5 protein-coding genes are annotated in these 5,269 nt (G+C 68.4%); 1 reads left to right on the forward strand and 4 read right to left on the reverse strand.

The features are described 5' to 3' along the window. From VIM19_12585 to VIM19_12595, 3 genes are all read right to left on the reverse strand, one after another. On the reverse strand, positions 1-382 hold a 382-nt coding region (locus tag VIM19_12585; protein ID HEY5185715.1), incomplete at its 3' end, for a response regulator transcription factor. After that, positions 367-2,340: a histidine kinase gene (locus VIM19_12590; protein ID HEY5185716.1), complete on the reverse strand. Its 1,974-nt coding sequence runs from the start codon at positions 2,338-2,340 to the stop codon at positions 367-369. The genes VIM19_12590 and VIM19_12585, both read right to left, overlap by 16 nt. 33 nt (positions 2,341-2,373) lie before the next feature. Next, entirely contained in the window at positions 2,374-3,036 is a 663-nt protein-coding gene (locus VIM19_12595; protein ID HEY5185717.1) for a hypothetical protein, read from the reverse strand. A gap of 497 nt (positions 3,037-3,533) precedes the next feature. On the opposite strand from VIM19_12595, the gene VIM19_12600 reads away from it, so the two are divergent. Then, positions 3,534-4,064 carry a nuclear transport factor 2 family protein gene (locus tag VIM19_12600; protein HEY5185718.1) on the forward strand — a complete coding sequence of 177 codons (531 nt, stop codon included), beginning with the start codon at positions 3,534-3,536 and terminating at the stop codon, positions 4,062-4,064. 799 nt (positions 4,065-4,863) lie between these two features. Here VIM19_12600 and VIM19_12605 read toward each other — a convergent pair. Then, the coding region (locus tag VIM19_12605; protein ID HEY5185719.1) for a response regulator transcription factor at positions 4,864-5,269 on the reverse strand (406 nt) is incomplete at its 5' end.

Consider the following 5,269-nt stretch of genomic DNA (forward strand, 5'->3'; position numbering starts at 1 on the left):
CGGCTGCCACTGTTCGGATGGCTCGCACGATGTCGTCGGGTGTTGCGCCCTTGAGGATGTAGCCACGAGCACCCGCGCGCATGGCGGCGAACACCGAGGTGTCATCCTCGAGCATCGTGACCATCAGCACGGCCACGCTCGGCAGGACGCCCACGAGGTGACGCGTCACATCGATACCGCTTGAGCCCGGCATCTTGATGTCCAGCAGGACGACGTCGGGCACGACCTCCTCGCAGACCGCGATCGCCGTCTCGGCGTTGTCAGCTTCACCAATGAGAGATAGTCCGTCGGCTTCCTCCACGAGAGTGCGCAGGCCGGCACGGAACATGGGGTGGTCGTCGACGACGACGACGCTGATGCGTGCATCTAGATCGGCAACCATGCCCTCACCACCGTCCCTGCGTCAGGCGCGGCCTCGACGACGCAGGTACCGCCTAGCTCGGCTGCGCGTTCCCGCATCGACGTGATACCGACTCCAGCTCGGTAGCCGACCGGAAGCCCGATCCCGTCATCGCGGACGGTGAGGTGGAGGCCCTCGTCGACTCGGATCTCCACCGAGCCGCTGGCGGCCCTGGCGTGCCGGACGGAGTTGGTCATCGCCTCCATCGCAATACGATAGGTAGCCACCTCTGCCGCTGCCGGAAGCGATGGCATGTCCATCGGGCCGCTGACCGTGAAGTTGCCAAGCGACCTCGCCTGCTCGTCCAAGGCCCTGACAAGGCCGAGATCGTCGAGGGCGGGCGGACGCAGGTCGTACACCAGGCGTCGTACGTCGGCGACGGCTTCCTGCAGCTGGGCGGTGAGCGTCCTGAGCTGTTCTGCTGCTGCATCGGGCCGCGTCTCGAGCAGGGCGTTCGCGCGTGAGACGCCGAGCACCGCGCTGGACAGGGCGGGACCCAGGCCGTCGTGCAGGTCGCGTCGCAGTCGACGCCGTTCCTCCTCGGTCGCGGAGACGAGTCGTTCGTGTGCAGCAGCGAGGTCGCGGCTGAGCGCCGTAGTGCGAAGCGCGGCTGCGACCGGGCGTGCGATGCCCGTGAGCAACGCGTGCCGCTCGGCGTCCATGGGGGTGTCGCCCTCGGACTGGGTCGCGACGAGCGTGCCGACGGTCTCACCGGCGTACACCAGCGGCACCCGTACCCGTCGGCCGTCGCTGGGCTGCCCGGCCTCGGCGGCCACCGTGTCGCCGTCCAGGATGGCCACGTGCTGGAGCCGCAGCGTCCGTTGCAGCGACTGGGCGGCCCCGGGCAGGACGTCGTCTGCCACGGCGGCCCGCTCCAACTGGTCGCCGAGCGCGAGCAGGGTCGCCACGGGGTCGTCACGCAGGCCGAAGACTAGGCGGTTCGCGGCTCGCTGGAGTCGGTCCCGCAACGGCACCGCGATCAGGATCGCGACGACAACGGCGACCGGTGCCGTCGCGCTGGAGGCGCCGACGCGGGCGAGGAGGAACGCCACCATGCCGTACACGACGAGGACGCACGCGCTCAAGGCGCCGTAGACGAGACTGCGGCGCACGACCAGCCGGGCATCGAACAGGCCATAGCGCCGGATCGCCAGCCAGCAGGTGACGCCGACGGCGGCCATGCCGAGGGACTCGAACGGCAGCGCGTAGAGGGACGGCGCGCCAGAGGACGAGATGACCACGCACGCCCACCACGAGGCCGTCAGCATCCACACCGCCGGTCGCACCAGTCGGGCTGCCGCGCGCGCGGTCGCGTCGGTCGCCTTGCGCTGCTTGATCTCGAAACCGATGGCCCCGGCGAGGGTCATCGGCGCGACGAGGACGATGGCGGTCATCAGGCCGTGCGCGAGGTCACCGACACCGCCGCTGATGCCGGTGGGGTTGTGCCGGTCCGGCCAGTCCAGCAGATGCGGGTCGAGGAGGGTGGACACGAGCAGTAGCACGCAGACGGCGATGTTGATGCCGATCGCGATGCGCCACCGCCTCGACGGGAGCCGCCCGTCGGGGAAGAGCAGCGGGACGAAGAGCGCGACGCTGAGCTGCGCGGGCACCCATGGCCATCCGTCCAGCCACCCTGCGAGGTGGGCGAGTGGCAGGTCCTGGCCCTGGTCGAAGGCGATGCGGGCATAGAGGTATGACGCCGTGGCCGCGGCCATGAAGGCTCCGCCGGCCAGGAGAAGCCAGCCGACGACGTTGCCAGGCGCCGCCCGCACGGCGCTCGCACCGAGGATCGCGAGCGGAAGCATCGGGATCGTCTCGACAGCGATGAGGATCGGGAACAGGCTTCGGTCCCAAGTCGCGACCGCGACCAGCGCGACCACCGTGCCCCAGGCCGCGAGGGCGATGCCCCCGCGGCCCAGGACGACGGCCCAGCGGTTCATAGTCCGGATTCTTCCCCGCGCGCCTGCGCGCTGTCAGGCAGTGACGAGAGCCGGCTGCGCCGCGGCGGGCTGGCGGCCACGCAGGAGGAGCATCGCGAAGACGGCCCAGGTGGCGAAGAGCAGTGCATAGCCGATGACGGCGATGACGCGAACGCCGCTCTCCTGGCCGGCGACCGCGAACAGCGGCCAGGCACCGGTGGCGAGGGCGACCCAGGACGGGACGCTCGTCACCCGCCGGAGAGCGATGGCCAGGAGGATGCCGCCGACGATCTGCAGCAGCACGTAGGGGAGCACGCTCAGCGCGAACCAGGTCGAGCCCTGCCAGCTGTCGAGAAGGTGCACCATCGCCACCTGGTTCGGCTCCTCGCTAGCCAAGAACGCCAAGCCGTCCAGCCCGAAGATGGCCGGCAGGCTAACCACGAACGGGAAGAACAGGAACGCGGTCGCGATCGAGGCGAGCACGGACGTCCGGGCCTGCGCCAGGTATCCGATGAACAGGAACGCGGGCGCGGCGAGGAGCACTGGGAAGTCGAGCGCCAGGGCCCACCCCATCGCGGTTCGATGCTCGGTGACCGTGGCGAGGAGTTCCGCGCCCCCCATGCTGCCGCTCACCGGCGTCACGAGGTACTGCAGCACGACCGCGGCACCACCGACGAAGAGGGCGAACGCACCGACGAGTTCGTAGCGACGAGGCATGTGTTCACTCCTTGATGAGGCCCGACGCGCGCGGGCAGTCCCCGTAGCGTCCCCGCGCGCGCGACCCGGCAGACAGAGGCCCATGTCCCGGACGGCCAGGATTCTCCGCGGTGCTGCTGTCTCGCCGACAACCGGCTCGGCCTACCCCCTCAGCGCCCAGAGGAGACTCCCATGTGGGCCGACGGACGGGCGCGAGATCGAGACGGAATCCGATGCCGATGAGGCAGTCGTGACGATGGCCGACCACACTCGACACCTCTACCGGGCCCACGCTGGCGGGTCGGGGGACGCCTCAACCTTCGCCTATGTCGGACGGATTGCGTCCGGATAGCCGAGCAGACGTGCCGATCTCACTCGGTTCTCAGTCGAGGATCCGGCATCCGGTCGCTTCATTGCGCCCCCCGCTTCTGGTCGCGCTTCACGGGCCTGGACCCTCGTAGCCTGGAGTTGGCCGCCCGGGGCGGTGTAGCCCTGGTTGCTGGTGTGGCGGCTGGGAGGTGAGTGCAGTGACTGATGTTCAGCACCAATCGATTCCTGAGACGGCACCGGTCGAGCACCACAGGTCGGCGCTGGCCTGGTGGCTGGCAGGCGGACTTGCGGTCGCGTTGATCGCGGTCATCGGGTTGGGTGCGTGGGCGTATGCCGATCATCGCGGGAGCAGTGAGCAGCAGGCGGCGATGACTGCCGTCACGGCGTTCATGGATGCCCGCAACGCCCACGACCCCGCAGCCGTGGCGGCGGCCACGACGAGCGACATCGTCTTCTCCGGCATCGTTGCTGGCACGATGTCGGAGGGCCCGTTTGCGGGCACGCAGTTCACCAAGTGGTTCACCGATCAGATGGGGCCGACGTTCCACATCGACGCGGTCAGCCCCGGGGTGATGTCGGGAACCGATGAGATTGCGGTCCCGACCCACATCACCGCGAGTGATGCGGGGGTCGATCTGACGGGCATCGCGGTCTACCGGGTGACTGAGGTCAACGGAGCCATGAAGGTCTCCGAGATTGTGTGGCTTCCGAAGTCGTGAGCACGCGGATGCCGACGAGAGCATGCAGCGCAGGCGGGCGCGACGTCGCCCGTCGCGCTGAGGCTCATGGCGCTCACGCTGCCCGCCCCATTGGGCCTTGGGGACGCCGTTACGCGACTGACGCCTATGTGCCGCTATCGATCTGAGCTTCACGACGCGAATCTCGGTACCCCGTCAGAGCCGAGCGAGCTCTCGACGCGGTCAACCGATGGTCAACATCGGCGGAGTGGACGATGCAGGACGCGGCTGGACGTTGAGCGACGGTGCGGGTCGTTGACCTGCGTAGACGTCGTTCCACTGCTGTAGGTGAGTGTCCACAGACATCCAGGCACCGTCGCTCATAACCCAGAGGTCGCAGGTTCAAATCCTGCCCCCGCTACCAACGTAAGCGCAGTTCAGAGGCATGATCACCGATCTTGGCGGTCATGCCTCTTGCGTTGTGGTCAACAGGCGGTCTGCCGCCCCTCGCCCGAGATGCTTGATCGACTGGACGGGCGTGGACGCGGGCGCACGAGGGTGGACGTGACCTCTGGGTCGAAATCCCAGGGGTCACCGGACCTGCGTCTTGGCATGGGATATGCACGGGACGGGGGGGCTGCTGTTGACCACCGAAGCAAGTCCTGCCAGGGGCCCGATGCTGCCTACAACTGCATGTTCGGCGGGCCATGGATGCGCACCCGAACGGCATCACTTCGGCGCGTGCGTCCTCTACGGCTTGAGCCATTCAAGCGAGTAGCGGTAGTAGGGCCGGCGGCGCAGTCGGGCACCAGGAAGTGTCGCCGTCACTTCCTGGCGGGCCTCAGGAGCCGAGGCCGGCTGTGCGCGCCTTGACGGCGGCGGCCGCGCGGTCATGAACCAGCAGCTTGGCGAAGATGTTCGAGACGTTGTTGCGCACTGTCTTCTCGCTCAGGCCGAGCGCGGTTGCGATGTCGGTGTTGGAGCGGCCATCCGCGATGAGGCCGAGGACGTCTCGCTCACGTGTCGTGAGTTCGGGGAAGGGATGTGCCTCGCCGTCGCGTCCGGCTGTGAAGAAGTGGCCCATGCGACGGGCGAGCGCGGCTCCAAAGATCACCTCTCCGGCTGCCACTGTTCGGATGGCTCGCACGATGTCGTCGGGTGTTGCGCCCTTGAGGATGTAGCCACGAGCACCCGCGCGCATGGCGGCGAACACCGAGGTGTCGTCCTCGAGCATCGTGACCATCAGC

Source organism: Actinomycetes bacterium, assembly GCA_036510875.1.
Lineage (GTDB): Bacteria > Actinomycetota > Actinomycetes > Prado026 > Prado026 > DATCDE01.